General features: G+C 53.7%; 33 protein-coding genes. 7 read left to right on the top strand and 26 right to left on the bottom strand.

Annotated elements, in window-relative coordinates; all coding sequences use genetic code 11:
- Positions 1–8: 8 nt before the first annotated feature.
- From xseB to FA92_RS03245, 4 genes are all read left to right on the top strand, one after another.
- Positions 9–251, top strand: a complete 243-nt coding sequence (gene xseB, locus FA92_RS03260) for an exodeoxyribonuclease VII small subunit (protein ID WP_013356982.1) — start codon at positions 9–11, stop codon at positions 249–251.
- Positions 251–1150, top strand: a complete 900-nt coding sequence (gene ispA / locus FA92_RS03255) for a (2E,6E)-farnesyl diphosphate synthase (protein WP_033782159.1) — start codon at positions 251–253, stop codon at positions 1148–1150. The genes xseB and ispA overlap by 1 nt, the downstream gene beginning before the upstream one ends.
- Before the next feature lie 19 nt (positions 1151–1169).
- Positions 1170–3035: a 1-deoxy-D-xylulose-5-phosphate synthase gene (dxs, locus tag FA92_RS03250; RefSeq protein WP_013356980.1), complete on the top strand. Its 1866-nt coding sequence runs from the start codon at positions 1170–1172 to the stop codon at positions 3033–3035.
- 81 nt (positions 3036–3116) lie between these two features.
- On the top strand, positions 3117–4091 hold the full coding sequence (locus FA92_RS03245; RefSeq protein WP_033782158.1) for an aldo/keto reductase: 975 nt from the start codon (positions 3117–3119) through the stop codon (positions 4089–4091).
- 59 nt (positions 4092–4150) lie between these two features.
- Here FA92_RS03245 and pgpA read toward each other — a convergent pair whose 3' ends face one another.
- The 6 genes from pgpA to nrdR form a co-directional block, all read right to left on the bottom strand.
- Positions 4151–4690, bottom strand: coding sequence for a phosphatidylglycerophosphatase A (pgpA, locus tag FA92_RS03240; protein ID WP_071888653.1), 540 nt, complete (start codon positions 4688–4690; stop codon positions 4151–4153).
- Positions 4635–5612 carry a thiamine-phosphate kinase gene (gene thiL, locus FA92_RS03235; RefSeq protein WP_033782156.1) on the bottom strand — a complete coding sequence of 326 codons (978 nt, stop codon included), beginning with the start codon at positions 5610–5612 and terminating at the stop codon, positions 4635–4637. The genes pgpA and thiL overlap by 56 nt, the downstream gene beginning before the upstream one ends.
- A gap of 55 nt (positions 5613–5667) precedes the next feature.
- Positions 5668–6087, bottom strand: a complete 420-nt coding sequence (gene nusB, locus FA92_RS03230; protein WP_013356976.1) for a transcription antitermination factor NusB — start codon at positions 6085–6087, stop codon at positions 5668–5670.
- A gap of 19 nt (positions 6088–6106) precedes the next feature.
- On the bottom strand, positions 6107–6577 hold the full coding sequence (ribE, locus tag FA92_RS03225) for a 6,7-dimethyl-8-ribityllumazine synthase (protein ID WP_013356975.1): 471 nt from the start codon (positions 6575–6577) through the stop codon (positions 6107–6109).
- 90 nt (positions 6578–6667) lie between these two features.
- Positions 6668–7768 carry a bifunctional diaminohydroxyphosphoribosylaminopyrimidine deaminase/5-amino-6-(5-phosphoribosylamino)uracil reductase RibD gene (ribD, locus tag FA92_RS03220; protein ID WP_033782155.1) on the bottom strand — a complete coding sequence of 367 codons (1101 nt, stop codon included), beginning with the start codon at positions 7766–7768 and terminating at the stop codon, positions 6668–6670.
- A 3-nt stretch (positions 7769–7771) separates the two neighbouring features.
- The gene (gene nrdR / locus FA92_RS03215) at positions 7772–8221 is read right to left on the bottom strand and encodes a transcriptional regulator NrdR (protein ID WP_009091750.1); all 450 of its coding nucleotides are present in this window, start codon (positions 8219–8221) and stop codon (positions 7772–7774) included.
- Between the two features lie 186 nt (positions 8222–8407).
- Here nrdR and lysM point away from each other — a divergent pair, with 186 nt between their 5' ends.
- Both lysM and FA92_RS03205 read left to right on the top strand, forming a co-directional pair.
- Positions 8408–8845: a peptidoglycan-binding protein LysM gene (gene lysM / locus FA92_RS03210; RefSeq protein WP_033782154.1), complete on the top strand. Its 438-nt coding sequence runs from the start codon at positions 8408–8410 to the stop codon at positions 8843–8845.
- A gap of 16 nt (positions 8846–8861) precedes the next feature.
- Entirely contained in the window at positions 8862–9440 is a 579-nt protein-coding gene (locus FA92_RS03205) for a DUF3251 domain-containing protein (RefSeq protein ID WP_033782152.1), read from the top strand.
- A gap of 59 nt (positions 9441–9499) precedes the next feature.
- Here FA92_RS03205 and secF read toward each other — a convergent pair whose 3' ends face one another.
- From secF to FA92_RS03175, 6 genes are all read right to left on the bottom strand, one after another.
- Positions 9500–10468 carry a protein translocase subunit SecF gene (gene secF, locus FA92_RS03200; RefSeq protein ID WP_013356971.1) on the bottom strand — a complete coding sequence of 323 codons (969 nt, stop codon included), beginning with the start codon at positions 10466–10468 and terminating at the stop codon, positions 9500–9502.
- 10 nt (positions 10469–10478) lie between these two features.
- Positions 10479–12326, bottom strand: coding sequence for a protein translocase subunit SecD (gene secD / locus FA92_RS03195; RefSeq protein WP_013356970.1), 1848 nt, complete (start codon positions 12324–12326; stop codon positions 10479–10481).
- 25 nt (positions 12327–12351) lie between these two features.
- Entirely contained in the window at positions 12352–12684 is a 333-nt protein-coding gene (gene yajC, locus FA92_RS03190) for a preprotein translocase subunit YajC (protein WP_009091760.1), read from the bottom strand.
- Positions 12684–13832, bottom strand: coding sequence for a tRNA guanosine(34) transglycosylase Tgt (gene tgt, locus FA92_RS03185; protein ID WP_033782146.1), 1149 nt, complete (start codon positions 13830–13832; stop codon positions 12684–12686). The genes yajC and tgt overlap by 1 nt, the downstream gene beginning before the upstream one ends.
- 160 nt (positions 13833–13992) lie before the next feature.
- Positions 13993–14316, bottom strand: coding sequence for a phage repressor protein (locus FA92_RS03180; RefSeq protein WP_033782144.1), 324 nt, complete (start codon positions 14314–14316; stop codon positions 13993–13995).
- 2 nt (positions 14317–14318) lie between these two features.
- Positions 14319–14558, bottom strand: coding sequence for a hypothetical protein (locus FA92_RS03175; protein ID WP_033782143.1), 240 nt, complete (start codon positions 14556–14558; stop codon positions 14319–14321).
- 282 nt (positions 14559–14840) lie between these two features.
- On the opposite strand from FA92_RS03175, the gene FA92_RS03170 reads away from it, so the two are divergent.
- Complete coding sequence (locus FA92_RS03170) at positions 14841–15977, top strand: acyltransferase (RefSeq protein ID WP_033782140.1); 1137 nt, start codon at positions 14841–14843, stop codon at positions 15975–15977.
- A gap of 20 nt (positions 15978–15997) precedes the next feature.
- On the opposite strand, the gene FA92_RS03165 is transcribed toward FA92_RS03170, so the two are convergent.
- The 14 genes from FA92_RS03165 to FA92_RS03100 form a co-directional block, all read right to left on the bottom strand.
- Positions 15998–16408, bottom strand: coding sequence for a tail fiber assembly protein (locus FA92_RS03165; protein WP_033782138.1), 411 nt, complete (start codon positions 16406–16408; stop codon positions 15998–16000).
- An 8-nt stretch (positions 16409–16416) separates the two neighbouring features.
- Positions 16417–17028 (bottom strand): hypothetical protein, encoded by a 612-nt coding sequence (locus tag FA92_RS22950; protein WP_051926448.1) that lies wholly within the window; start codon positions 17026–17028, stop codon positions 16417–16419.
- Positions 17028–17708 (bottom strand): DUF2612 domain-containing protein, encoded by a 681-nt coding sequence (locus tag FA92_RS03155; protein WP_033782137.1) that lies wholly within the window; start codon positions 17706–17708, stop codon positions 17028–17030. Before FA92_RS03155 ends, FA92_RS22950 begins: the two co-directional genes overlap by 1 nt.
- Positions 17705–18904 (bottom strand): baseplate J/gp47 family protein, encoded by a 1200-nt coding sequence (locus FA92_RS03150; protein WP_033782134.1) that lies wholly within the window; start codon positions 18902–18904, stop codon positions 17705–17707. The genes FA92_RS03155 and FA92_RS03150 overlap by 4 nt, the downstream gene beginning before the upstream one ends.
- Positions 18904–19257, bottom strand: coding sequence for a bacteriophage protein (locus FA92_RS03145; protein ID WP_033782131.1), 354 nt, complete (start codon positions 19255–19257; stop codon positions 18904–18906). The genes FA92_RS03150 and FA92_RS03145 overlap by 1 nt, the downstream gene beginning before the upstream one ends.
- The gene (locus FA92_RS03140) at positions 19257–20009 is read right to left on the bottom strand and encodes a Gp138 family membrane-puncturing spike protein (RefSeq protein ID WP_033782129.1); all 753 of its coding nucleotides are present in this window, start codon (positions 20007–20009) and stop codon (positions 19257–19259) included. Before FA92_RS03140 ends, FA92_RS03145 begins: the two co-directional genes overlap by 1 nt.
- A 76-nt stretch (positions 20010–20085) precedes the next feature.
- The gene (locus tag FA92_RS03135; RefSeq protein ID WP_033782127.1) at positions 20086–20562 is read right to left on the bottom strand and encodes a type II toxin-antitoxin system death-on-curing family toxin; all 477 of its coding nucleotides are present in this window, start codon (positions 20560–20562) and stop codon (positions 20086–20088) included.
- A 15-nt stretch (positions 20563–20577) separates the two neighbouring features.
- A complete protein-coding gene (locus FA92_RS03130) occupies positions 20578–20757 on the bottom strand; it encodes a hypothetical protein (protein ID WP_033782125.1) in 180 nt (59 codons plus the stop codon).
- A 305-nt stretch (positions 20758–21062) separates the two neighbouring features.
- Positions 21063–21416, bottom strand: a complete 354-nt coding sequence (locus FA92_RS03125; RefSeq protein ID WP_033782123.1) for a hypothetical protein — start codon at positions 21414–21416, stop codon at positions 21063–21065.
- Positions 21413–22480 (bottom strand): hypothetical protein, encoded by a 1068-nt coding sequence (locus FA92_RS03120; RefSeq protein ID WP_033782122.1) that lies wholly within the window; start codon positions 22478–22480, stop codon positions 21413–21415. The genes FA92_RS03125 and FA92_RS03120 overlap by 4 nt, the downstream gene beginning before the upstream one ends.
- A gap of 2 nt (positions 22481–22482) precedes the next feature.
- Entirely contained in the window at positions 22483–22785 is a 303-nt protein-coding gene (locus tag FA92_RS03115; RefSeq protein ID WP_033782121.1) for a hypothetical protein, read from the bottom strand.
- Positions 22786–22793: 8 nt separating this feature from the next.
- Positions 22794–23360, bottom strand: a complete 567-nt coding sequence (locus tag FA92_RS03110) for a phage baseplate protein (protein WP_033782120.1) — start codon at positions 23358–23360, stop codon at positions 22794–22796.
- Positions 23360–25333 (bottom strand): hypothetical protein, encoded by a 1974-nt coding sequence (locus FA92_RS03105; RefSeq protein ID WP_033782117.1) that lies wholly within the window; start codon positions 25331–25333, stop codon positions 23360–23362. The genes FA92_RS03110 and FA92_RS03105 overlap by 1 nt, the downstream gene beginning before the upstream one ends.
- Positions 25323–25475, bottom strand: coding sequence for a hypothetical protein (locus tag FA92_RS03100; RefSeq protein WP_033782114.1), 153 nt, complete (start codon positions 25473–25475; stop codon positions 25323–25325). The genes FA92_RS03105 and FA92_RS03100 overlap by 11 nt, the downstream gene beginning before the upstream one ends.
- Positions 25476–25478: the final 3 nt, after the last annotated feature.

Below are 25478 nucleotides of genomic sequence, written 5' to 3'. Positions count from 1 at the left end.
CACGAAATATGCCGAAAAAAGCCGAACAGCCAGCCAGCTTTGAAACGTCATTGCAGCAGCTGGAGCAGATTGTCAGCCGTCTGGAAAGTGGTGAACTGCCGCTGGAAGAAGCCCTGAACGAATTTGAGCGCGGCGTGCAGCTGGCGCGGAATGGGCAGCAGACGCTGCAGCAGGCTGAACAGCGGGTCCGCATTCTGCTGAACGATGATAAAGATGCCGACCTCACTGCTTTCACGCCGGAAAACGACTAATGGATTTTGCCCGCTTACTCGACGTTTATCAGCAGCAGGTGAACGCCGCGCTGACGCGTTTTATAGAGCCACTTCCTTTTCAGAGTTCTCCTCTGGTGAATGCCATGCATTATGGGGCATTATTAGGCGGTAAACGTCTGCGTCCTTTTCTGGTCTACGCGACCGGCGAAATGCTCCACGCCAATCCGGCGAGCCTGGATGCCCCTGCCGCCGCAGTTGAATGCATTCATGCGTACTCTTTGATTCATGACGATCTCCCTGCGATGGACAATGATGCACTGCGTCGCGGGCAGCCAACCTGTCACATTAAATATGGCGAAGATACCGCGATTCTGGCGGGCGACGCTCTGCAGACGCTGGCCTTTTCCATTCTGGCCGATGAAGCAATGCCCGGTGTCAGCGCCGAATATCGACTGATGATGCTCTCCGAACTGGCAAAAGCCAGTGGCGTAGCCGGGATGTGTGGCGGGCAGGCACTGGATTTAGCGGCGGAAGGCAAATCCGTCGATCTCGATCAGCTGGAACAGATCCATCGCCACAAAACCGGCGCCCTGATCCGCTCAGCGGTACGGCTAGGCGCATTAACGGCAGGCGATGCGGGTCGCGAAGCGCTGCCGCTGCTCGACCGCTATGCAGAGGCGATTGGTCTCGCGTTTCAGGTGCAGGACGACATTCTGGATGTGATCGGCGACACAGCAGTGATCGGAAAACGTCAGGGTGCCGATCAGGATCTGGGGAAAAGCACCTATCCTTCACTGTTAGGCCTTGAAAGTGCCCGTGCCAAAGCGCGGGATTTGTATCAGGAAGCTCTTGATGCTTTAGAATTGCTCGCTGCGCACTCTTATAACACTACAGCACTGCAGGCGCTGGCGAGCTTCATAATTGAACGCGACAAATAACTTCCATAATGAGTCTCTGATGAGTTTTGATATTGCTAAATACCCGACACTGGCGCTGGCAGACACGGTTCAGGCGCTGCGCGCCCTGCCAAAAGAGAAGTTGCCTGCGCTGTGTGATGAACTGCGTCAGTATCTGTTAGACAGTGTGAGTCGCTCCAGCGGCCATTTTGCATCGGGTCTGGGCGTGGTTGAACTGACGGTCGCGCTGCATTATGTCTATAACACCCCGTTTGACCATCTGGTCTGGGATGTGGGTCATCAGGCTTATCCGCATAAAATTCTGACGGGTCGCCGCGATCGCATCGGCACTATCCGTCAGAAAAACGGCGTACACCCGTTTCCGTGGCGCGGTGAAAGTGAATATGACGTCCTGAGCGTCGGTCACTCATCGACCTCTATCAGTGCCGGTCTCGGCATGGCAGCGGCGGCAGAACGTGAAGGTCAAGGCCGTCGCACCGCCTGTATTATTGGCGATGGTGCGATTACCGCAGGTATGGCGTTTGAAGCGATGAACCATGCCGGTGATATCAAGCCGGACATGCTGGTCATCCTCAATGATAACGAGATGTCGATTTCCGAAAACGTCGGCGCGCTGAATAATCGCCTGGCGCAGATCCTGTCGGGGAAAACCTACGCACGACTGCGCGAAGGCAGTAAGCGCGTGCTGACAAATCTGCCGCCAATCAAAGAGCTGGTCAAACGCACCGAAGAGCATCTCAAAGGCATGGTCGTGCCGGGCACGCTGTTTGAAGAGCTGGGCTTTAACTATATTGGCCCGGTTGACGGTCACGATGTGCTGACGCTGGTCAATACGCTGAGCAACATGCGCAGCCTGAAAGGCCCGCAGTTCCTGCATATCATGACGAAGAAAGGTAAAGGCTACGCCCCGGCAGAGGAAGATCCGATTGCCTGGCACGCCGTTCCTAAATTTGACCCGGCGATTGGCGAACTGCCGAAAAGCGCAGAGGGTCTGCCGAGCTACTCTAAAATCTTCGGCAACTGGCTGTGCGAAATGGCCGCCGACGATCCGAAGCTGATGGCGATTACCCCGGCGATGCGTGAAGGCTCCGGCATGGTGGCCTTCTCACGTGAATTCCCGAAGCAATATTTTGACGTGGCGATCGCTGAGCAGCACGCGGTGACCTTCGCGGCCGGTATGGCGATTGGTGGCTATAAACCCATTGTTGCAATCTATTCCACCTTCCTGCAACGCGCCTACGATCAGCTGATCCACGACGTCGCCATCCAGAAACTGCCGGTCCTGTTTGCTATCGATCGCGGTGGTATTGTTGGCGCGGATGGTCAGACCCACCAGGGCGCGTTTGATCTCGCCTATCTGCGCTGCGTGCCGGATATGGTGATCATGACGCCGAGCGATGAAAATGAGTGTCGGCAGATGCTCTATACCGGCTATCACCATCAGGCTGGCCCGAGTGCGGTGCGCTATCCGCGCGGCACCGGTGTCGGTACCCCGCTGGCTCCACTACAGAGTCTGCCGCTGGGTAAAGCAGTCGTGAAACGTCAGGGTGAAAAGCTGGCGATTCTGAACTTCGGTACCCTGCTGCCGGAAGCCGCCGCCACGGCGGAAGCGCTGAACGCGACACTGGTCGATATGCGCTTTGTGAAGCCGCTGGATGAAGCGCTGATCGCCGAACTCGCTAACACCCACGACTCGCTGATAACGCTGGAAGAAGGTGCCATCAAAGGCGGTGCGGGCAGTGGCGTAAATGAGTTTGTGATGGCGAAACGCCTGGGCATTCCGGTACTGAACATCGGCCTGCCCGATGAGTTCATCCCGCAGGGCACGCAGGATGAAGTGCGTCATGACTATCTGCTGGACGCGGAGGGCATTCAGCAACAGATCGCCCGCTGGCTGGCGCAGTAACCTCTCCTCTCTGCGCTCCCCCCTGGGGAGCGCAACATCCTGCTATGCTGTAACCTTTGCACTTTCGCAGGAGCCTCCACCATGAAAACGATTCAACTGGGTACTACCGATCTGCAGGTGTCGCGTCTCTGTCTTGGCTGTATGACCTATGGCGAGCCAACGCGCGGTAATCATGCCTGGACGCTGCCGGAAGCAAGCAGCCGTCCGCTGATCCAGCAGGCGCTGAACGCGGGCATCAACTTCTTTGATACTGCCAACAGCTATTCCGATGGCAGCAGTGAAGAGATCCTGGGCCGGGCGCTGAAGGATTTTGCCCGCCGCGAAGAGATCGTGGTCGCCACTAAAGTCTATTTTCCACTGACCAATCTCTCACAGGGACTGTCGCGCAAAAATATCCTGCAATCCATTGATGACAGCCTTCAGCGTCTCGGCATGGAGTATGTCGACCTGCTGCAGATTCACCGCTGGGACTACGAGACACCGCTGGAAGAGACGCTGGAAGCGCTGCATGACGTAGTGCAGTCCGGCAAAGCCCGCTATATCGGCGCCTCATCCATGCACGCCAGTCAGTTTGCGCAGGCGTTGCAGCTGCAGTCAGATCAGGGCTGGCATCGCTTTGTCAGCATGCAGGATCAGTACAACCTGATTCAGCGTGAAGAGGAGCGGGAAATGCATCCGCTCTGCCTGAAAGAGCAGATCGCCGTGCTGCCATGGAGTCCCCTGGCGCGCGGTAAGCTGACCCGCCCGTGGGGGGAAAACACTGCACGTTCCGCCTCCGATCAGGTGATGGCAAAGCTCTATGACAACACCGAAGAGAACGATGCCGTGATTGCAGAGCGGCTGGCACAGGTGGCGGAAAGTAAAGGTGTGACGCGGGCGCAGGTGGCGCTGGCCTGGCTGCTGAGCAAGCCTGCCGTTACGGCACCGATTATTGGTGCATCGCGCGCTGAGCAGTTTGAGGATCTGGTGAAGGCGGTGGATGTCACCCTGAGTGACGACGAGATTACCCTGCTGGAAGAGGTCTATCAGCCGCATCAGGCGGTGGGATTCGAATAAATCAGAATGTGACGCCCTGGCCGGGCGTCACCTCTTATTCAGGCGTTCAGCCTCGGCGATTAACCCTCTAGCCAGACCCCAAAGCCATAGAGCATGGCCGCAGAAATCACGCCAGCAATGATGTCATCCACCATAATGCCCATGCCGCCATGCACATTGCGGTCAAACCAGCGAATCGGCCATGGTTTCCACATATCAAGAATACGGAACAGCACAAAGCCGCCCAGCACCCATTGCCAGCTGTTGACCGGGATCGCCATCAGCGTAATCCACATGCCGATAAATTCATCCCAGACAATACTGCCGTGATCGTGTACGCCCATATCTTTGGCGGTGCGATGGCAGAGATAGACACCGACGCAGATACCCACCAGCACAACCAGCGAATAGAGATCCTGCGGCAGAAAGGTCATCAGCCACCAGAATGGGATGGCCGCCAGCGATCCCATGGTACCAGGCACGACCGGGCTTAATCCGCTGCCGAAACCGGTGGCCAGCAGATGCCAGGGATTGCTCATCCGCAGGCGGCTCTTCGCCACGTCGTTATTTAGTATCAAAGTGATCAAACCCTTTATGATGGAATGTGGCAGGTTTGCCATTATCCAGCAGCGTTAAGCCTTCTGATTCCGGTGCTATCTGCCCGATACAGGTATAAGGCACGCCCAGATGCCCCAGCGCCACATCAAGCGCGCCGCGATTCACTTCCGGCACGGTGAAGCAGAGTTCGTAATCTTCTCCGCCACTCAGCGCCCAGCGCAATACCTGCTCAGGGTCGAAATGGTCGCGCAGCGCCGGCGACAGCGGCAACGCATCCAGGTTTAGCCGTGCACCACAGCCGCTGGCTTTCAGCACGTGGCCGAGGTCGGAAATCAGGCCATCAGAAAGGTCCACCGCTGAAGAGGCCAGCGAACGCAGTGCCTGGCCCTGCAGAATGCGCGGCATCGGACGCAGATGCCGTTTAATCAGTGCCTCATGCACCGCCGGATCGCTGATGCGGCAGTGATGCTGCAACAGCGCCAGACCCGCTGCGCTGTCACCCAGCGTGCCGGTCACGTAGATCCAGTCGCCCGGCTTCGCTCCGGAGCGTTTCAGGGCGCGGCCCTGCGGCATCAGACCGTGAATCGCCAGCGTCAGGCTCAGCGGGCCACGGGTCGTGTCACCGCCCACCAGCTGCATGTCGTAATATTCCAGCAGTTCAAACAGGCTTTCGCTAAAGGCAGAGAGCCAGCTCTCATCGACCTGCGGCAGCGTTAAGGCCAGCGTCAGCCACGCGGGATCGGCGCCCATGGCAGCGAGGTCGCTAAGATTAACAGCCAGGGCTTTGTAACCCAGATCGGCAGGATGAATATCCCGTAAGAAGTGCACACCCGCGACCAGGGTATCGGTGCTGATCGCCAGCGTCTGTTTTTCCGGCACGCTAAGTAACGCACAATCGTCACCGATGCCGAGTTCGACATCACGGCGGCTGCGTGTTCTGCGGTTGAAGTAGCGTGCGATGAGTTCAAATTCACCACAAGACATAATTACGTTCCGCTTAACTCTTCATGAAAAAAGGCCGGCAAGCCGGCCTTTTTGTTTATTTGCGATTGGGTCGAATTTGTGGACCGGCTTTATCCAGCACGCCGTTAACAAATTTATGACTGTCTTCGGCACCGAAGACTTTCGCCAGCTCAATCCCTTCGTTGATGGCCACTTTATAGGGCACATCATCACGTTTGCTCAACTCATACAGCGAGATGCGCAGGATAGCTTTTTCTACCTGGCCCAGCTCTTCGAGCTGACGCGACAGATAGGGCTTCATCAGTCCATCCAGATACGCACTGTTGGTCGCCACACCGGACAGCAGTTCGCGGAAGTAAGTAATGTCGACGTCTTTGACGTCCTGTTCCGCCAGAAACTGGTATTCCACATCGGCAATGTCGTTATTCGACAACTGCCAGGAGTAAAGCGCCTGAACAGCGCACTCACGGGCGCGACGACGAGCAGCAGGTTTCACAAAATTCCCCTTACAAAAATCAGGCTTTAATGGCTTTCAATACGTTGATCATTTCGAGCGCAGTCAGCGCCGCTTCAGCACCTTTGTTACCCGCTTTGGTGCCGGCACGCTCAATGGCCTGCTCGATGCTTTCAGTGGTCAGCACGCCGAACGCGACAGGAATGTCGCTGTTCATGGCAACGCTGGCGATACCAGAGCTGGCTTCACCCGCCACATATTCGAAGTGCGCAGTGCCACCACGAATAACGGTGCCGAGTGCGATAATCGCATCATGTTTGCCGGAGTTCGCCAGCGCACGTGCTGCCAGCGGCAGTTCGTAAGCACCCGGCACCCAGACAACGGTGATATTTTCATCTTTGACCTGGCCGATACGTTTCAGGGCATCAACTGCGCCATCCAGCAGGCTGTCATTAATGAAGTTGTTAAAACGCGCGATGACGATGGCAACATTGGCCTCAGGCGTTGCAACAGCAGCTTCGATAACTTTCATACTTATCCTTTCAGGGGTTTGGTTGGCCCCGCGCAGGGGGGCGGATTCTATCATACTCTTAGGCGGCGTGCTCTCGCTTTTCCGGGCATGCTATTGCGGTGTCAGGGTCAGACGTAAATCGTCACCGACCTGCCGGACATCGCTGAAACGGAACGCAGGCGCGTCAGCCAGCTGGCTGAGCCCCGGCAGCTGACACAGGCCGCGTCCTTCATGACCTAACAGCTTAGGTGCCAGATAAACGATCAGTTCATCCATCAGCCCGGCCTGTAACAGGGCACCGGCGAGCGTCGCACCCGCTTCAACCCAGACGCTGTTAATCTGTCGCTGTCCCAGCAGCATCATCATCGCCACCAGATCCAGCTGCTGTTCGCGCAGCGGCACGGCGATTTGCGTGACGTCAGCGGGCCAGAGCTGCTGATCCGGCTGATGGCGCATCAGCCAGGTTTCGCCCGGCTGTGAGATAAGCCGATGCTGCGGCGTCACGCGATTCTGGCTGTCGATAATCACACGTACCGGCTGACGCAGTTGCTGCTCATCAACCAGAGCCTGGCTGTCGGTATTGAGTTCAGACCAGCGCACGGTCAGAGAGGGATCGTCCGCCAGCACCGTAGCGCTACTGCTGAGAATGGCGGCGCTTTGCGCCCGCAGACGCTGCACATCACGGCGGGCAGCCTCAGAGGTGATCCACTGGCTCTCGCCACTGGCCATGGCCGTGCGGCCATCCAGTGACGCGCCCAGCTTGAGCTGAATCCAGGGAAAGCCGGTGCGCATGCGCTTGAGGAAGCCGCGATTGAGTGCTTCGGCTTCCGGCATCATCAGACCATGGCTGACGTCGATGCCCGCCTGATGCAGACGGTGCAGTCCGCGCCCCGCGACCTGCGGATTCGGGTCCTGCATGGCGGCGACGACACGGATCACACCTGCGGCGATCAGCGCATCACAGCAGGGCGGCGTGCGGCCATGATGGCTGCACGGCTCCAGCGTGACATAGGCCGTTGCGCCACGCGCTTTCTCGCCAGCCATGCGCAGAGCGTGGACTTCAGCATGGGGTTCACCGGCACGCTGATGCCAGCCCTCACCCACGACTTCACCATCGCGCACAATCACACAGCCGACATTCGGGTTCGGCATGGTCGTAAAACGGCCGCGTCGCGCCAGTTCCAGCGCACGCGCCATATAGCGTTCGTCCATACTCTAATCCTGTAACCGGGCGATCTCTTCGCCAAAATCGCGAATATCTTCAAAGCTGCGGTAAACCGAGGCGAAGCGAATATAGGCGACTTTATCGAGCTTTTTCAGCTCATCCATCACCAGATTGCCAATCAGCTTACTGGGGATCTCACGTTCGCCGGTGGCGCGCAGCTGCGTTTTAATATGGTTTACGGCGCTTTCTACCGCGTCGGCACTGACCGGACGCTTCTCAAGCGCTTTCATCATCCCGCTGGCCATTTTGTCTTCATTGAAAGGCTCGCGCACATCATTGCTTTTCACCACGCGGGGCATCACCAGTTCCGCCACCTCAAAGGTGGTGAAGCGTTCATGACACATCAGACACTGGCGGCGGCGTCGCACCGAGGAGCCTTCACTAACCAGACGAGAATCAATCACTTTGGTGTCCACAGCGGAGCAGAATGGGCAATGCATGACGTTTCCTGACGCGAGAGTGATGGGCCATACAGTGTAGCGCGAACTGCGAATCAACAAAATCTCTTCCGTGTCTTTCGCGGGCTTCTCATCGCAGGATAAACGATGCTAAATTTCGTCTGCGGCAAAAGGGACTACGCTTTAAGAGCTGCAATTAAAATTTTCCACTAACACATTGGAGGTTGTATGGGTCTGTTTAACTTTGTGAAAGAAGCCGGTGAAAAACTCTGGGACGCCGTAAACGGCGGTGACGATCAGAATAAAAAGCTGCAGGATCACATCAACAAGCTCGGCTTGCCAGACAGCGACAAGGTAGACGTAAAGGTCAATGGTGATACCGTCACCGTGACCGGCGATGGCCTTTCTCAGGAGCTGAAAGAGAAGATTCTGATCGCGGCAGGTAACGTGGCAGGCATCACAAAAGTGGAAGACAAGGTCACCGTGACAGACAGCGCGGCCGAGTCAGAGCTTTACACCGTGAAGAAAGGCGACACGCTGAGCGCTATTTCTAAACAGGTTTACGGTAACGCTAACGAATATAACAAGATTTTCGAAGCGAATAAGCCAATGCTCACCCATCCTGATAAGATCTATCCTGGCCAGGTTTTACGTATTCCAAAATAACGGACAAGGATAACTTATGAGCAGGATGGTTTGGGTTCCGGTGGCGTTCTCACTGGTGGCGCTGAGCGGTTGCAGTAGCAGTGCAGGTAACCCGCAGGTCAGAGAGCTGCATCAGGAAGTGAGTCAGCTCAATCAGCAGATGCAGCATCTGACCACGCAGGCCAGCACGCTGGAGATTCAGGGACAGCTTAACAGCCAGTTGCAGCAGGGTGCCTGGCTGGTGCCACAGGCGAATACGCCAGTGGCGCTGCAGACTCAGCTCGGCACGTTGCGACTGACGCTGTCCCCTGTCACTGCGGAAGCCAGCGGTTCGCGGGCAACCCTGACCGTACGATCAATGGACGATCGGCCTTTGCCCGCCCTGCACGCAACGGTGATCTGGGGTGAACTCGACCCGGCGACCGGTAAACCGCTGAGCAGTGACAGTCTGACGCAGACGGTCGCGGTGCCTGCCTCGCTGCTGCCGCAGCATTCGGCGAGCATTCCACTTCGACTCAGCGGCCTGACGCCGGAGCAACTGGGTTATGTCCGCGTGCATAACGTGACCGCTGACGCACCGCCCCCGACCTCCCCTGCGGCACCCGCTAATCCTTAGCCGTGGTGCAAAAAAAACGGGCAGCCAAAAGGCTGCCCGTTTTTATTTCTGACGCGCGATTAAGGCAGGATAGAAGGCTGATCGGCGCCCTCTTTCTCGACTTTCTGCACCATCATATGTTCACGCTTCATACCCAGCTTCAGCGCCAGCGCTGAAGAGACATAAATCGATGAAATCGTACCAATCGTCACACCAATCAGCATGGTCAGTGAGAAGCCTTTCAGCAGCGCACCACCAAATATGAACAGGATGAGAATCATCGCCAGCGTCGTCAGCGAGGTAATCAGGGTACGGCTTAACGTCTGGGTCAGTGACACGTTGGTAATATCGTAAGAGCTGCCGCGACGGATCTTGCGGAAGTTTTCACGAATACGGTCAGAGACCACAATTTTATCGTTAAGCGAGTAGCCAATCACCGACATCAGCGAGGCAACAATCGTCAGGTCGATTTCAATGCGGAACAGCGCCAGCAGGCCGCAGGTGATGATCACGTCATGCGCCAGCGCCAGCACAGTGCCTAGCGCCAGACGCCACTCAAAGCGGAAGCCGATATAGATCAGAATCGCAATCAGTGCCGACAGCAGCGCCATCGCACCCGCCTGCGCCAGGTCGCTGCCCACACTCGGCCCCACGAACTCAATGCGCTTAACGGTCGCGTTTTGCTGCGTAGTCTGGTTGATCACCGACACCACTTTATTGCCTAACTCGGTACCTGCCGGGCCGGTAACCGGTGCCATACGCACCATCACGTCACGGCTGCTGCCAAAGTTCTGCACCAGCGGCTCGTCAAAGCCCGCTTTCACCAGTTCGCTACGCAGCGTGTCGAGGTCGGCAGGTTTCTCCAGCGCGATCTCAATCACCGTACCACCGGTGAAATCGAGGCCCCAGTTAAAACCACGCACGCCCACGATCGCAATCGCGGCCACAATCAGCAGTCCTGAAATGATGAAGGCCAGCTTATCCCAGCGCATAAAGTCGACGACTTTACGCCCGTGGTTCAACTGCTCAATGTTATATTCCTGTGCCACAACGCACTCCTCAGATAGACAGCTTGTTGATGCGTTTGCCACCGTAAACCAGGTTAACAATGGCACGGGTACCGATAATCGCGGTGAACATTGAGGTCGCGATACCAATTGCAGTGGTAATCGCAAAGCCTTTGATCGAACCGGTGCCGACCGCGTAAAGAATGATAACTTTGATCAGGGTGGTCACGTTCGCATCGACAATACTGGAGAAGGCGCCTTTATAGCCTTCATGAATTGCCTGCTGAACCGAGCGCCCGTTTCGCAGCTCTTCTTTAATACGTTCGTTAATCAGTACGTTGGCATCGACTGCCACCGCCAGCGTTAACACGATACCGGCAATACCCGGCATGGTCAGGGTCGCGCCCGGCAGCAGGGACATGATGCCGACAATCAGCACCAGGTTCACCAGCAGTGCACTCGTCGCAATCAGACCAAACTTCTTATAGAACACCACCATAAACAGGATCGAGGCAAGCAGACCCCACAGGCAGGCTTCCAGACCCTGAGTAATGTTCTGCTGACCCATGGTCGGCCCGATAGTACGCTCTTCCACAATCTGGATCGGCGCAATCAACGCACCGGCACGCAGCAGCAGCGACAGCTGACGCGCTTCGTTCGGGTTGTTGATACCGGTGATGCGGAAGCTGTTCCCCAGGCGAGACTGGATATTGGCGACGTTAATCACCTCTTCCTGCTTCACCAGAATGGAACGGCCATTGGCATCTTTCTTACCGCTGTCCTTGTACTCCACAAACAGGGTCGCCATCGGCTTGCCGATATTGTCCTTGGTGAAGTTGGACATGATGTTACCGCCTGCGCCATCCAGTGAAATGTTCACCTGTGGCTGGTTGTACTCATCCATGCTGGAGGTTGAGTCGGTGATATGGTCACCGGTCAGGATCACCCGCTTGTAAAGCACGACCGGCTGGCCATCACGCATGTCTTTAACTTCAGAGTCACCCGGTACACGGCCACTGGCCGCCGCAGTCGGATCCACGCTGGTGTTCACCAGACGGAATTCCAGCGTCGCGGTGGCACCCAGAATCTCTTTGGCGCGCGCCGTATCCTGAATACCCGGCAGCTCAACCACGATACGATCGGAACCCTGACGCTGAACCAGCGGTTCAGCTACGCCCAGCTGGTTTACACGGTTACGCAGAATCGTAATGTTCTGCTGAACCGCATATTCACGCGCTTCGCTGAGACGGGCATCGCTCATGGTGGCACGCAGTGCATCGCTGCCGCTGCTGTTGATCACCAGATCCTGATGACGCGAGCTCAGCCAGGAGATCGCCGCGTCGCGGCTGGCAGCGTCACGGAAACGAATTTCCACGCCGTAGTTCGCGATTTTATTGACGTTGGTGTAGGGGATATTTTTGGTGCGCAGGTCGCTACGCAGCGTGTCAGCATTCTGCTCCTGCAGCTTGCTGAGCGCGGTGTCCATGTCCACTTCCATCAGGAAGTGCACACCACCACGCAGATCGAGACCGAGTTTCATCGGCTCTGCTGACAGCATCGTCAGCCAGCGCGGCGTGGCAGGCGCAAGGTTCAGCGCGACAACGTAGTTTTCACCCAGCGCTTTCATGATCGCTTCACGGGCGCGTAACTGCACATCCGTATTAGCGAAACGCGCGGTAATCGCACCATTTTCCAGCGCAACAGATTTGCTCTGGATATTGTCTTGTTTTAATGCGGACTGAATTTGATCCAACGTCTGCTCACTGGCGGCGCTTCCGCGCGCACCAGTGATTTGAACGGCCGGATCCTCACCATACAGGTTGGGAAGCGCATAGAGCAGGCCGACGAGAATCACGACGACCAGCATTACGTACTTCCACAAAGGATAACGATTTAACACGGCAGTTCCCTTAGGGAAGAAAGAATTACAGCGCCTTGATAGTGCCTTTCGGCAGCACGGCGGCGACGAAATCACGTTTAATGACGACTTCATTGGTGTCATTCAGCGCGATAGCTACGTAGCCCGTGTCAGAGACTTTCGTTACGCGGCCTACCAGGCCACCGCTGGTCAGCACTTCATCACCCTTAGAGATGGAATCCATCAGCTTCTTGTGCTCTTTCGCACGTTTCTGCTGCGGACGCAGGATCATGAAATAGAAAATCAGACCAAACACCACCAGCATGATCACCAGAGAATACGGACTTCCCTGAGACGGAGCGCCTGCTGCGGCCACGGCGTCAGAAATGAATAAGCTCATTAAATTTCCCTCATTGATGAATTATCAGACGTTAATGGCGGAACTTCTTTGCCCGTCCGTTGGTAAAACTCAGTTACAAAGCGCTCTAATTTACCCTCTTCGATGGCCTGGCGTAAACCTGCCATCAGACGCTGGTAGTAGCGCAAATTGTGGATAGTATTCAGACGCGCGCCCAGTATTTCGTTACAACGGTCGAGATGATACAAGTAGGCACGGCTATAATTGCGACAGGTGTAACAATCACACTCCGCATCCAGCGGCGCAGTGTCATCTTTGTAGCGGGCGTTGCGAATCTTCACCACACCTTCGGTGACAAACAGGTGACCATTTCGCGCATTACGGGTTGGCATCACGCAGTCAAACATATCAACGCCGCGACGGACGCCTTCAACCAGATCTTCTGGCTTGCCGACACCCATCAGATAACGCGGTTTATCCTGCGGAAGCTGCGGACAGACGTGCTCAAGAATACGGTGCATATCCTGCTTAGGCTCACCCACCGCCAGGCCGCCCACAGCGTACCCATCAAAGCCAATCTCTACCAGACCTTTCACCGAGACATCTCGTAAATCTTCGTAAACCGAGCCCTGAATAATGCCAAATAAGGCATTTTTATTCCCGAGGCTGTCGAAACGATCACGGCTGCGTTGCGCCCAGCGCAGCGACATCTCCATGGAGCTTTTGGCATAGTCCCAGTCCGCCGGATACGGCGTACATTCATCGAAAATCATCACGATGTCGGAACCCAGGTCGTACTGAATCTCCATCGATTTTTCCGGATCGAGGAAGATCGGGTCGCCATTGATCGGGTTACGGAAATGCACGCCCGCTTCGGTGATTTTACGGATGTCGCCCAGGCTGAAGACCTGGAAGCCGCCGGAGTCGGTCAGGATCGGGCCTTTCCACTGCATAAAGTCATGCAGATCGCCATGCAGTTTCATGATCTCCTGGCCCGGACGCAGCCAGAGGTGGAAGGTATTGCCCAGAATGATCTGCGCGCCGGTTTCCTGCACTTCTTCCGGCGTCATGCCTTTCACGGTGCCGTAGGTGCCAACGGGCATAAACGCCGGGGTTTCCACCACGCCGCGATCAAAAATCAGACGGCCACGGCGTGCGCGCCCGTCTGTGGTATCAAGTTCAAATTTCACAAAGCCTCCATCGGAGAAACAGTCCGATGATTAATTAAAAGTGGCGCATCATATCAACCGCGCAACCCGCTACACAAGCCAGCCAGCAAGTTAGCGACCGCCGTTCTTTGCAGATTTATGCGGGATTGTGTCATTTTTCTGGCACAGTTTTGGCACACCTTTAAATAATGGGGCGACTAGCCTCGTGAACAGATAGCACCTCAGCCGTTACCTTCCCCAGCACGATAATCCCTTCCAGCCCTTCACCGTCGATCGTCTCACCATCCAGAGTAATAATGCCCGTCCGGAACAGTCTTCCCAGTTGCGGGAATTCACCGAGCTGGAATGCGACCTTATCGCCGGGCTTTGGCTTAACAGATTTGTCAGCCAGCACGAACCCGTCAGGCGTCTCAATCAGGATCATGTTATTGCGGTGAGGCATCAGGATGTCGTTCAGGTCGATGCGCTTTTCAATGTAGTCACTTGCAGGTGATGGAAATCCCATAGTTACCTCACATATCCCATGTTGCGGAGCGCCCAGGTCTTGTTCTCGCTCTGCTCCGTGACCAGCTCGAAGAAGAAGTTCTGATAGTACCGTATCCACCGGTTGCACTCCTGCAGCGTCCAGACGTGGTTCACGTCGTCCAGGTTCTTCTGGAATGCCGCTGTAGTGACTATCTGCCGACCCATACTGTCTTTTTTTATCGCGGCCATAAAGGCACCGTTTATGTCACTCTCTCTCGCCATGATAAATCCTCCTCTGATAAATACTGTATGGATAAACAGTAATATCGATCGGTAGATTTGATCAAGGTGAAGTGAGCCACAGATTTGTAAAGGGTCTGATGGGAAAGGAGATTTCAATCTGGCGGTTAAGGCGGGGTGTGTCTAACCTCAAATTACCCACCCCGTAGCCTTCTCAGAGAGGCGCGGTTGAGTCATTGCCCGGTCGCCGGGCTTTTTTATGACTACCAGCCAGAATGATTGGTTGATACTATCTTGCCGCTTAACATTCACATCTGAGGCCAAATGGAAAAGCTGAGACCAAACAGCGACATTGAAATTCTGCGCGCTTTCGCAATCATCATGGTTCTTGTGCAGCACTTCCCTTCTCTGTACTTCTGGAGCGATCACACCTTCTTCGCTTCAATTAACAGATTGTTCAGCTTCTGGGGTGGGGTTGACCTATTTTTCTGTATATCAGGTTATGTCGTAAGCATGTCGATAATGAGGTCAATTGACTCAAATAAAGAGGCGGGCATAAGCAACAGGGGAGAGATAAAGGCATTCTATATAAAGAGATTGTTTCGATTGATGCCAACATCTACATTTTGGGTTGTCATTATGCTGCTGATGACGGCAACATATAATATATCTGGTGCATTTGGAAAGATGGATCTCAATATCTACCAGGCGCTTTCAGTAATAACCTACAATTATAATGTTGTTTCCGCCATTATGAGTGATGCCCACCTTCAGGTCACTTTCGGTCCCTACTGGTCTCTCTCGCTTGAAGAACAGTTTTACATAGTTTTTCCCCTGTTTCTCCTGTTTACACCAAGAGAAAAAAGGACGGCAGTGATTGCCATCATGCTGTTCGTGCTTTTTTTCATCCATAGGCAAGGAAACCTGACTTTCAATTTCAGGATTGACGCCATGCTTTGGGGCGTTTTGATTGCGACGTGGACTTTGAGTGGTAAATCATCCAGGTATGAACCTGCATTCATGAGTGGCCGAATACTATCCGTCTCTGTCACGCTGGCTCTGCTTCTGATGTTGATGATAAGAGGTGACTACCTGAACAACAGCAGGTTCCTTGTAGGGTACCTTTCACTCGTGTCATTCATTTTTGTTTATATTTCATCGTTTAACAAAGGGTATATTTTCTGCCCAAAATCCTTAAAAAAAATATTTCTTTGGATAGGTGCGAGATCATATGCAATTTATATAATCCATATGCCAGTAATATACTTCGTACAGGAGGCTACAGTGCGTCATTATGTTTCCATTGGCGAGGGGCCATCTAAATCAATAGCCTTATGCGTTATAATGACACTCTCAGCTATTGCGCTAACAGCAGTATTGGCAGAGTTAAACTTCAGGTTAATTGAAGTTCCTCTCAGGAATTACGGTCGGAAATTGGCTAACAGGATGTTAGCCAACTGATCAAATATCACCTGCATGATTTATTGTGGCCTCTCCGGCCACTTTATATCAGGAGCGGAAGATAGATCCATTCGATTTAATGTCACACGGTATTGCTTCCAACTTTTCAACAGCGCTTCTTCTTTTGAAGTTGCTTCCCCAAGATCTACTGCGTCCTGTAGCGGATTGATGGCTACCGTCGCCTCTGCCATTAAAGATGCTTTCCTTGATTCAGCTAGGGATAACTCTTCGTCCTTGCTGAGTGCGGGCGGGCTGGATAGCTGCGGTTTTCCATTCTTGTCGGCTGTGATTACAAGTCCCTTTTCCTGACCAGACAGCAGAGAACTGTAGGTATCGACATCAATCTGAACAGCGTCTTCAGGAATAAAATCATGCACATTCTCAAGGTAAAACCCACCCGTGCTTGGTGAATAGAAGTATTTGTTTTCCATGTTATTCCTTAGATTTTGCCAATAGCTAGCCACATAACACCAGTTGTGTTTTGTGTATTAGTTGAACGCAGGGTAAGTGTTGCAAGCGTTGATGTATCAACGCCCACTCGATAGTTGTTTGTTGAGCTACTATCGATTGGCGTTATTATCTGAACGATACCCTGAGTAAAGGCTAGAGGGTATGTAACTACTGCCGAGCCTGCTGAGGGAACCGCTGCAGTTCCCCACTGCATCACTAATCCACCAGGAATCTTTTGATAACCAGGTGACCCCGTGCTGTTTGCAAAGTAACTCATGTCAGGTATTTGCCCGACCCCATTACCAGCATCTTTATATGCGGCAGACTTAAGGCTAAGGTTCCCCTTCAATGCTGCAATCAGATTGGTCACCATAGTTGCCACGTCACCATTATCCAGCGCATCAGTTCCGGAATTTGCGATGAACTGACCCATCATGGCGGCAATTGTTGAACTCTGACGAAGCGCCTTATTGATCTGAGCGGATGAAGCCTTTCCAGACTGGAATCCTTGAGCCAGAGCAGCCAGTGCCACCCAATCAGCCTGAGTTGTAACGTTCGCGCCAGAGCCAACAGCGAAGGGTTTGAAGTCGTTAGTAGCCATTATAATTTTTTCTCCCAAGCGCCATCATCAAATCCGGCGATGTATTTGTTGTCGAGATCGAAGCCAAAGAACTTGTTTCCCGTCGAGGGTGTGATAACTGATGGAGTTGAGATGCTTCCGGCGTAGACACCTGCAGCCTTAACAGTCAGGTATCCCTGACGTATGGCAGCAATCAACTCCAGGGACACATTGCTGATATCTGTGTCCGGGAATACCCACACACCTATAGTCATGTCCTGGTTGTCGACGATCTGCATGCTCAGGCCGGAACCTTCCAGCGCCGTATCCAGAATCTGAGGCAGGCTATCGTTGGTGCCATCCCAGTTATTGATTGCGATCTTTGCTTTCAGGATGATGCGGTAAGTGTCGTCACTGAGACTGGTATAGCCGGCGTCAGGGTCATATGGTCCCTGCCATACACCCTGATCCCATCCCAGTCCGGCAGTATCGAATGAGAAATACACGCCTGATATCGGCTGGCTGACAATCCGGCTCCTGCCTATCCATTCACCCAGCGCATCCAGCTGAACGCCCACCGCCTCATCAATATCAAAGGCTGAAACAAGTCCCTTAATGGCAACAGATGTATCTGTAAGTGGTCGTGTTGAGAGGTCGACGTGATCAACGAACAGGGGCTTACCCCTGTGATAATTGGTTATACGGTCGGTGTATTTACTCATGACGATGCCGTGATAGAGATGTTTGCAGTGCTGCAGGTGGCCGATTCGTTGTAGGCGATGACGATGTTTGAGGCTGAAACCGCACCGGCTGACTTACCTATCTGCAGGCTGTTGATGTCGTAATAGCGGGCGTTGCCGCCACTGACTACGCCGAGGTTTGCAGGCGAATACAGGCGACTGAGCAACACGTCATCCCCGATCGTCAACGAGTTAATGTAATCAGCTATCGCCTGCTTAATCTGTTCACCAATTTGCGTGGTGTAGCCGGTGAAAACTTTAAGCACAATTGCCGCATAAATCGGCACATTTGTTGGCCGAGAAAATCTGATGTCATGCGGGTTGCCGTACTTATCGGGAACTTGAATTGTTGTACTACCAAATGTTCCTACGCCCTGACCTTTTTTGCCGCGGATGGTTTGTGCTATAAGCGTGGCATCCCCGCCGTCCACAATGGCAGCGATAGAATTTCGGGTAATCCCGTTGGCGTCCGTTACGCTGGTGTCATTCTCATAGAGCTTGTGGCGGGTTACTCCTGAAACGTTAGCTAGCGCGCCATCGACTGCCTCAAATGGCGTGAGGGAAGGAATAGCAACGCTCTGGCCCTGCCTGATGCGTAACGCCGAGTCCTTTTCTGCATCTGAACCCACTGCGGCCGCAGTTGAGTTACTAACTGCTGTCCAGCCACGTGTAGGCGTGTTGATCTGAGTGATTGAGCCAGCAACTGCTGCCACAGCACCAGGCACGGCACTGGTCGCTGTAACCGTTACTGAGCTGCCTACGCCAATAGTCACGCTGGCAGGAAGGTTCCAGATAATGCCGTTTGCATCTTTCACCGATCCATTGGTGATGGTGGTGCCAGCTGTTCCTGTCAGCGTTAAATCAACCGTTGAGTTAGTTGAGGGTTTACGTGTGATGCCGTTGATTTTCACGTTACGCGTGAGAGCGTCAGTCAGTGCGGTTGATGGCGAGAATGACGTGTAAACCTGAATGGCTGTGTTGTTGGCGTCATGCACTGCTAGTGCCACAAGGGCAACCATCTGACCGTCTTTGCTGTCTGGTTCTAAATAGGCATCGGTGCCGTAAATCTGCTGAAAATAACTGGTGAGAGTGCTCAGGATTGTCTGGTAATCGGGCGCACTTATCCCTGAGGCGGTCACCGTAGCGGAGAGCCCCAGCGTATCGAGATTGAGAGCCATTATGCCTCGCTTGTGACGGTCGTCGTTCCGTAGATGGTTTCGATGGTTGCGGTAAAAATTACACGCCGGGATGAGGTGTTCAGGTTGGTATCAAACGATTTAATCGAGTTAACACCGGGCGTCTCCAGTATCCTCTTTCGGATAGCCAGGTTGTATGTCTCAGGTTTCTGCTTCCCGAGCACCGACTGAACCCACGGTGTGCCCTCTGTCGTGTCGAGGAACCACTGACCGTACCAGAGCAGGAATCGCGTCTTGATCGCCTGAGCTACGCATTCTGGAGAGTTAATCAGCCAGGTGTCATCCCCTTTACCGAAGGTGTAATCACCGTTTTCATCTTCGCGTCTGTATCGCATCAGTTCACCTTGCCGGAATTGCCAGAGCCAGACTGCACGCCGTTATGCGTGTGCTGGTCGCTGATGTCTTTGCCGTTTGATTTCAGGCTGCCGATGAATTCTATGGCGCCGGTAATTTTTGCAGCGGTACCGGTCGCAAGGCTTCCAACCATGCCCCCCATCCACGTCAGCAGTCCCGTAATCGTTACCGCCTGACTGAACTTAGCCAAAGGGGTTGTTACATTCAGCCCGCCAGGCGCGACGATATTTACTGCATGGCTGTTCGGGTCCAGCTCGATATAAGCCGCCCCGTCATCGGTACGCATCTGCAGCGTTGAGGTACTGATGTTGCTTATCACTTCAGCCTGTGACTGAGGGCCGATGATAGCGAAGGCGTCTGACAGGTCGTGCTGGCGCGGGTCTACTGGCTCCTGAATGCCGCCGTTCTGCCACCAAAAATCAATGCACCGGTCGCTGAAGATGACCAGACACTCATCCCCGGCCTTAACCGGGAAGGTGATTGTGCATCCGCCGCCGCGAGGAAATATCACAGGGACGTCAAGAAGCAGAGGAAGCGGTGCCGATTTGAAGTTACCCAACTCATCGGCCGTCTGGCCGCTGATGGCTGGCTGAACAGTGCAAGTGCAGGCTATTGGATCAAAGCTCTGGATGATGCCGGGCATGGAAACGCGGAGCATGGAGAAGATGGAATCTGATAGCGCTTTATAGGCCTGCGATTCACCGCCAGCCTGTGATTGTGGTGAAACTGGCATGCTTTCTCCGGGCATAAAAAAACCCGCTCAATGGCGGGTTTGTTTAGTTAGCGATGTCTATTTTAATCCATTAAAATCATTTGCTTATTTTAATTTGCAAGATTTCGCAGATCCTGACTTGAGCCTTAATGCACAGGCTTCTTGAATCATATGCTCTTGCCCAATGACAAAGCCAGTTCTCAAGGTCCTCAACGTCATATTCCTTCATCGCGATACCTTCCGCAATGGTGACCATTTCATGATCAGGAGCGGTCAGTTCATATCCGTTTATGAGGAGGAAAATGTAACCTGACATCATTGCCGTACGCTTATTAGCGTTTGCAAATGAATGGTTTTGGATGATGCTCTCGATAAGTGCAGCAGACAGACGAAACATATCATCTGTCTGTTCATAGTATCTTATCTGGCTAGGGCGAGCCTGTGATGAACCGAGACTGTTGTCGTCTAGGACGCGAATTTGCTCTGATGGCGTTTGAGCTTCAATTAAAGACCTGTTTATAAAAATTAGGTCATCTACTGAAAGGTAATTTACTCCCTCAACATACTCAGCCATCTACGCTTAGCTCGCTTACACTTTTGACAGATCATCCATCGCTTTTTCATAGCGAGCGAAACCAAAGCCAAAAGCATTTCTGACCTGATCATGATGCGTTGAATCGTCACCAATTGACGCTCTCGGACCCGCTATGGCGCGCTTGTCACGAGGCGGAATGTACAAACGCTCTGCCTTTTTCTGTGCGTGACCCATGGATATACCTCTAAATTAGGTGTAAAAAAATGCCTCAGTATGGACTGAAACATAATCAGATAGGTTAGAACAGCTGTTTATCGGTTCAACTGCTACCAATCTGGTAACGTTGAGTGTATTACCTGCGGGTCATACCTGCAACTGCTAAAATGGCACAAAGATAGAAACCAGAATCTTCATCGGTAATCACATGTATTGATTATCGGTTAAGCGGAAGAGGACTTTAGGCGTGATTGCAGGTTACGTTTGGCGTTTGAACTGGCAGCTATAATCCGGCAGTTTCAGGTAAGTGCTGATGACTTTTACTAAACCCGCTTGCAATCATATGTTCCGAACATTCTAGACTCATCCATGTTTGAGCGGATGGCCTCAACGTTCAGGATGGCTTTGCCATTACGCTTGATAAAATCCATACCGTAGTAGCCGGGATAGTCGGTGCGAGGCACCATCCATTGATATGTGATGTTCTTGTAATCGTCAGCAACGTTTGTGAACCTGAACTTCTGACTGACCGGGCGAATGTTATTTACATGCATGAAGCCATCATTACTTGATGACAGTGTAAATGGCCCGCATTGCATTAGAGGCTTAGCTATATCACCTGCTAATGCACCCGCACTTAAGAATGACAGGGCGACCATTACAATTTTAATTTTCATGCATCCGCACTCCTGTTTAAGGCCGATGTTGTCTGAAGGTCTGCGGAACCTCTGGCGCTGCACATCAAATCCATATACCAGGCTTGCCCGCGTGTATCACCAGTATAACTGATGGATTGCACGATATACACGCCATCGGTCGCAATACTTGCGGGCTGTTGCAGGGTTCCGTTAACGTTCAGATTCCCGTTATTTTCGGTCTCAAAGATGCGCCCACCAGACCGCTGCACTTCGTCACTGGAGAGTGCCGATCGATACACGGAGGCCTGGTCCAGCTCTATCAGTCCGCTTACCCTGATGTTGGGATTAATCAGGCATCGAACGTTAACGCCAGCGCCCATGGTCTGCTGAGGCATGCCAATGAGTCCGGTACGGCTGTTTAGTACGATCGCTTCATGGATGTACTTATCAGTGCTGACCATCTGCGCCTGACCATCCACGATCTGCCAGTTCGCATTGCACTGGTCAGCCACGTTACTCATCACGTCGCGCGCCATGCCATACATCACCCGCCCGCGTGGGAATACGGTATCCGGCATCTGAGCAGTGATGCCCTGAGTGACGCCGAAAGGCTGGAAGCTCTGCATTGTGGCAGCATGCAGGTCTGCCACCGTGTAACCGGCTGCCAGCGTGGTGTTGACCTTTGCAGCCACAAACGCCTGGTGACCATCGATGGCCTGAATCAGGATGTAGGTGTCTGTGGGGTTATCGCGCCCGGTTATCGTAAAGCGAATCTCACCGTCGAATATCTGGCCGAAGTTCTGACCCTCAGTCTGTCCGACCTGAGTAGCATCGACATTGCGTGCAATGCCGACCTGACTGGCATCGACCGGCGCAGCCAGTCCGTCATATCCGGCGATCATCTTCAGGCGTGAAAACTCCTTCCCCTGTATCCGACTGACAGTATCCTTCTTCAGGTTGTAGATTTTCACCGTGGCAACGCGCGGCCATAGCGCATTAGTCCACTCGATATTAAACACGACTTTGAAATCGGAGAGGCTGATGCCCGTGCCGGACTCGTCAACAAGGAGCAGTTCAAAGTGGCGCATCCAGTTCTGGCTCATGCTTACTCCTTAATGACGTAAAGGTGACTGCGGATACCCAGGTCAGTTTTGGTCGGGTAATCCTGCGAGGCATCATCGCAGGCCACCTCAAGCGCAAAACCAAGGTTAAGGTAGCCCCACTGAGCAAGCAGATTACCTCCTGTCACCATGGGAATCCCGCTTACGATTTCATTGCCGCCGCTGTCCTTCAAATCAAGTACCCATGCAAAGTCGCGCCACTCAACCTGTAACTGGTAGGTGGTGTTATTCAGCTGGATATTGAATGCCTGATTATCGGGAGATAGCGGGATTTCATATCCCTGCATGCCCACCTCTAAAAATAACTTGAGAGTTTAGAAAGGAGCGACTCATTGGCGCTTTTCACTGACTTGGTGCCGGTGTTTTGCACTGGTGAGGTACTCACTCCATCTGTCATGTCGGTTTTGTTCGCCACGCTGATTGTCTGCGTCTGCGAGATAATTACTTCTCTGAGTGTAAGGGAAGCCATCAGGACATTTTCAGACGTCCGGTCGGTGGTTACATCAAGCACGCGTATCAGCATGTTGCTGTAAATACGCTTGCCGGTTACCACATCGAATGGAACGCGACTGGCCTGCAGATCGAGAAGCCGCTGGTAGGTCTCTTTCGGGCTAAGCCCAAGACTTAATCCAACAGATGAGGTGTCGAGCAAGTCCAGCAACGAGCCACCACCGGAAAATCCAACCTCCATTGTCAGCTCTGCCGGGCGCTTGTAAGCATGGTCAGCGATCGGCGAGCCCAATTCAGTAGGATGCTCTGTAATTTCCAGCACATCGCTGTGCTTCTCAGAGATGACCACGTCCGGGATGATCAGGCCTATCTTCCTGCTTTGCTGTGAAAACAGCGTAGAGAGAATATCCATTATCTGACCGCCGGTGTAAGTTGCTGGGTTAGCCTGGAGTTAACGCCCATCTGCCGCTCTGCGACGCTGCTGCCTGCACGCTCCGGATCGCTCACCCCGTGAATATGGATGTTTGTTTCCTGATTGACTGTAGGCGAGGTAGCTCCGGATGCGGCACGACTGACCAGCTCGCTGGAGTAGATATTGCGGCCATTCTCATGGTGGATGATGCCGTTCATCAGCTGAGAAAGCACCTGCGGGTTCTGCAGGTTAAGCGCGGCCTTTGGATCAACGCCAAGCCGTGATGAGATGGCGTTAACGTAAGCGCCAGTGTTGTTCTCAGAAGATGGTGCCCAGGTGGAGATGATGCCCTCAACAGAGTTAATTCCACGACGGGCATACAGCATCAGCTGGCGCGCCATCGCGCGCAGGCCATCATAAGCAGACTGGAACTTAGCGAATCTACCGCCACTACGCTCCAGCATTGCGCCTGCCTGACCTGCATAGTTCAGGTTGCCGGGGTTATTATTTCGCTCCCCGCGCTTCAGCGACTGTGCATATTGTGAGGCTGGTCCGTCGACAGGGTAGATTGCTTCCGGGCCGTCATCTTCGCCTGGCATTTTGTCCGGTGCAGCGGCTGCAGTTGGCTTACCACCTTCGCCACTGAAGAAGTTAAGCATGTCCTGAGTGTCTTTCTCATTGACGATATGGAGGCGCTGTAGCGTTTTCCAGAACGGGCTATTAGCGAACTTCTGACCAATCTGGGTCAGGAAGCCGCCAAAAGCACGGTTAACGGAGGCGATCGCATCGTTAATCGACTTCGACCAGTCGCCTTTCATGAAATCAGAAAGCGACTGGAGCGTGCCTTTCCATGTCAGGGTTCCGTTATTCAGCTTATTCAGCTTGTCGGTAAACCAGTCCAGCGCCTTTTTAGCGGCGTCGATTCCCGGCTGCCATTTCTCCCAGTCAATAAGGGATTTACCGCCAGCCTGCCATGTCTTGTAATCGTCATACAGACTGAGAATGGCGAGGCCAAGTGCGATGATTCGGCCAATAGGTGATGTCAGGAATGCGCTGTTAACAATCCGCCACGCCAGAACAAGCGCGCCAAGCGTTTCTATAAGCTGCTGAGTTCCCTTGTCGAGGGTGTTCCACCACTCACGTATATCTCCGGCAGCCTGAATTAGTCGGTAAACTACGCGGCCAATCACCTCTGCCATCCAGAGAATGCCTTTCACACCGCTGGTGATCGTCTGCTCAATCTTCGGAAAGTTATCGACAATCTGCTTTCTCAGCGTGTCGATTGAACCCGACAGGCCTTCAGCCAGGCTGGAGCCGATTTTATCGCGCGCCATGCCCGCCATCTGCCCGAAAGCGCGCAGCGAGGTCATGAACTTGTTAGAGCTGATTGCCGCCTGGTCAGCATTGAATCCGATAGCCTTCGCCATCTGCGTGTATTGCTGGTTGAACTGGCCCAGCCCGCGACGCATCGCCATCAGGGTGTTTTCATCGATGCCGAGCATCTGCGCATACTGATTTGCGCGGTAGTACGGCATGTTGCTGAGCTTCTGGCCTACACCTGTGAAGATGCTCGCCATATCCCGCATGTTGCCGCTGGCGTCACGCGTCTGCACTCCCAGTCGGTTAAGGAAACCTTCTGAGCCGGGATTGTTGCGCATGAACCGCGCGAGCCCCTCAAGGGAACCGCGCGCAGCCTCTGCGCTTGAGCCCGCCTGAGATGCGGCATAGCCAATTGCCTGAATCCCGGCAACGGTCGCGCCGGTACGCTGGGATGACCAGTAAAGCTGATCCAGCCCACTAGCAATTTTGGCTGTGAAGGCCACCACTGACAGGGCAGTAGCTTCCACTGCCGCGCCGAGTTTCACCACCTGCAGCGTGGTGCCCAGCACCACAGAGTCAAACTTGCGCGCGCCAGCATCGTCAATCTGAAAGCCGAGGCTTACCAGAAAATCCTTGATAGTCTCAGCATTCATTATCCTGTCTCCAGCGCTCAATACGATTGTTGTTATCTGCTTTCAGGTCGAGCCAGTCATTCATGCGCGCAACGTCTGCGAGGTCTACTGAACCATCTTTCAGCGCGGTGTAGCTGATGTACCCGGCATCAACCGGGCGCATCAG

The sequence above is a fragment of the Pantoea sp. 9140 genome (assembly GCF_000745295.1).
Classification (GTDB): Bacteria; Pseudomonadota; Gammaproteobacteria; order Enterobacterales; family Enterobacteriaceae; genus Pantoea; species Pantoea vagans.
Note: the sequence above shows the minus strand (reverse complement) of the source record. Positions and strands in the feature narration are given on the sequence as shown.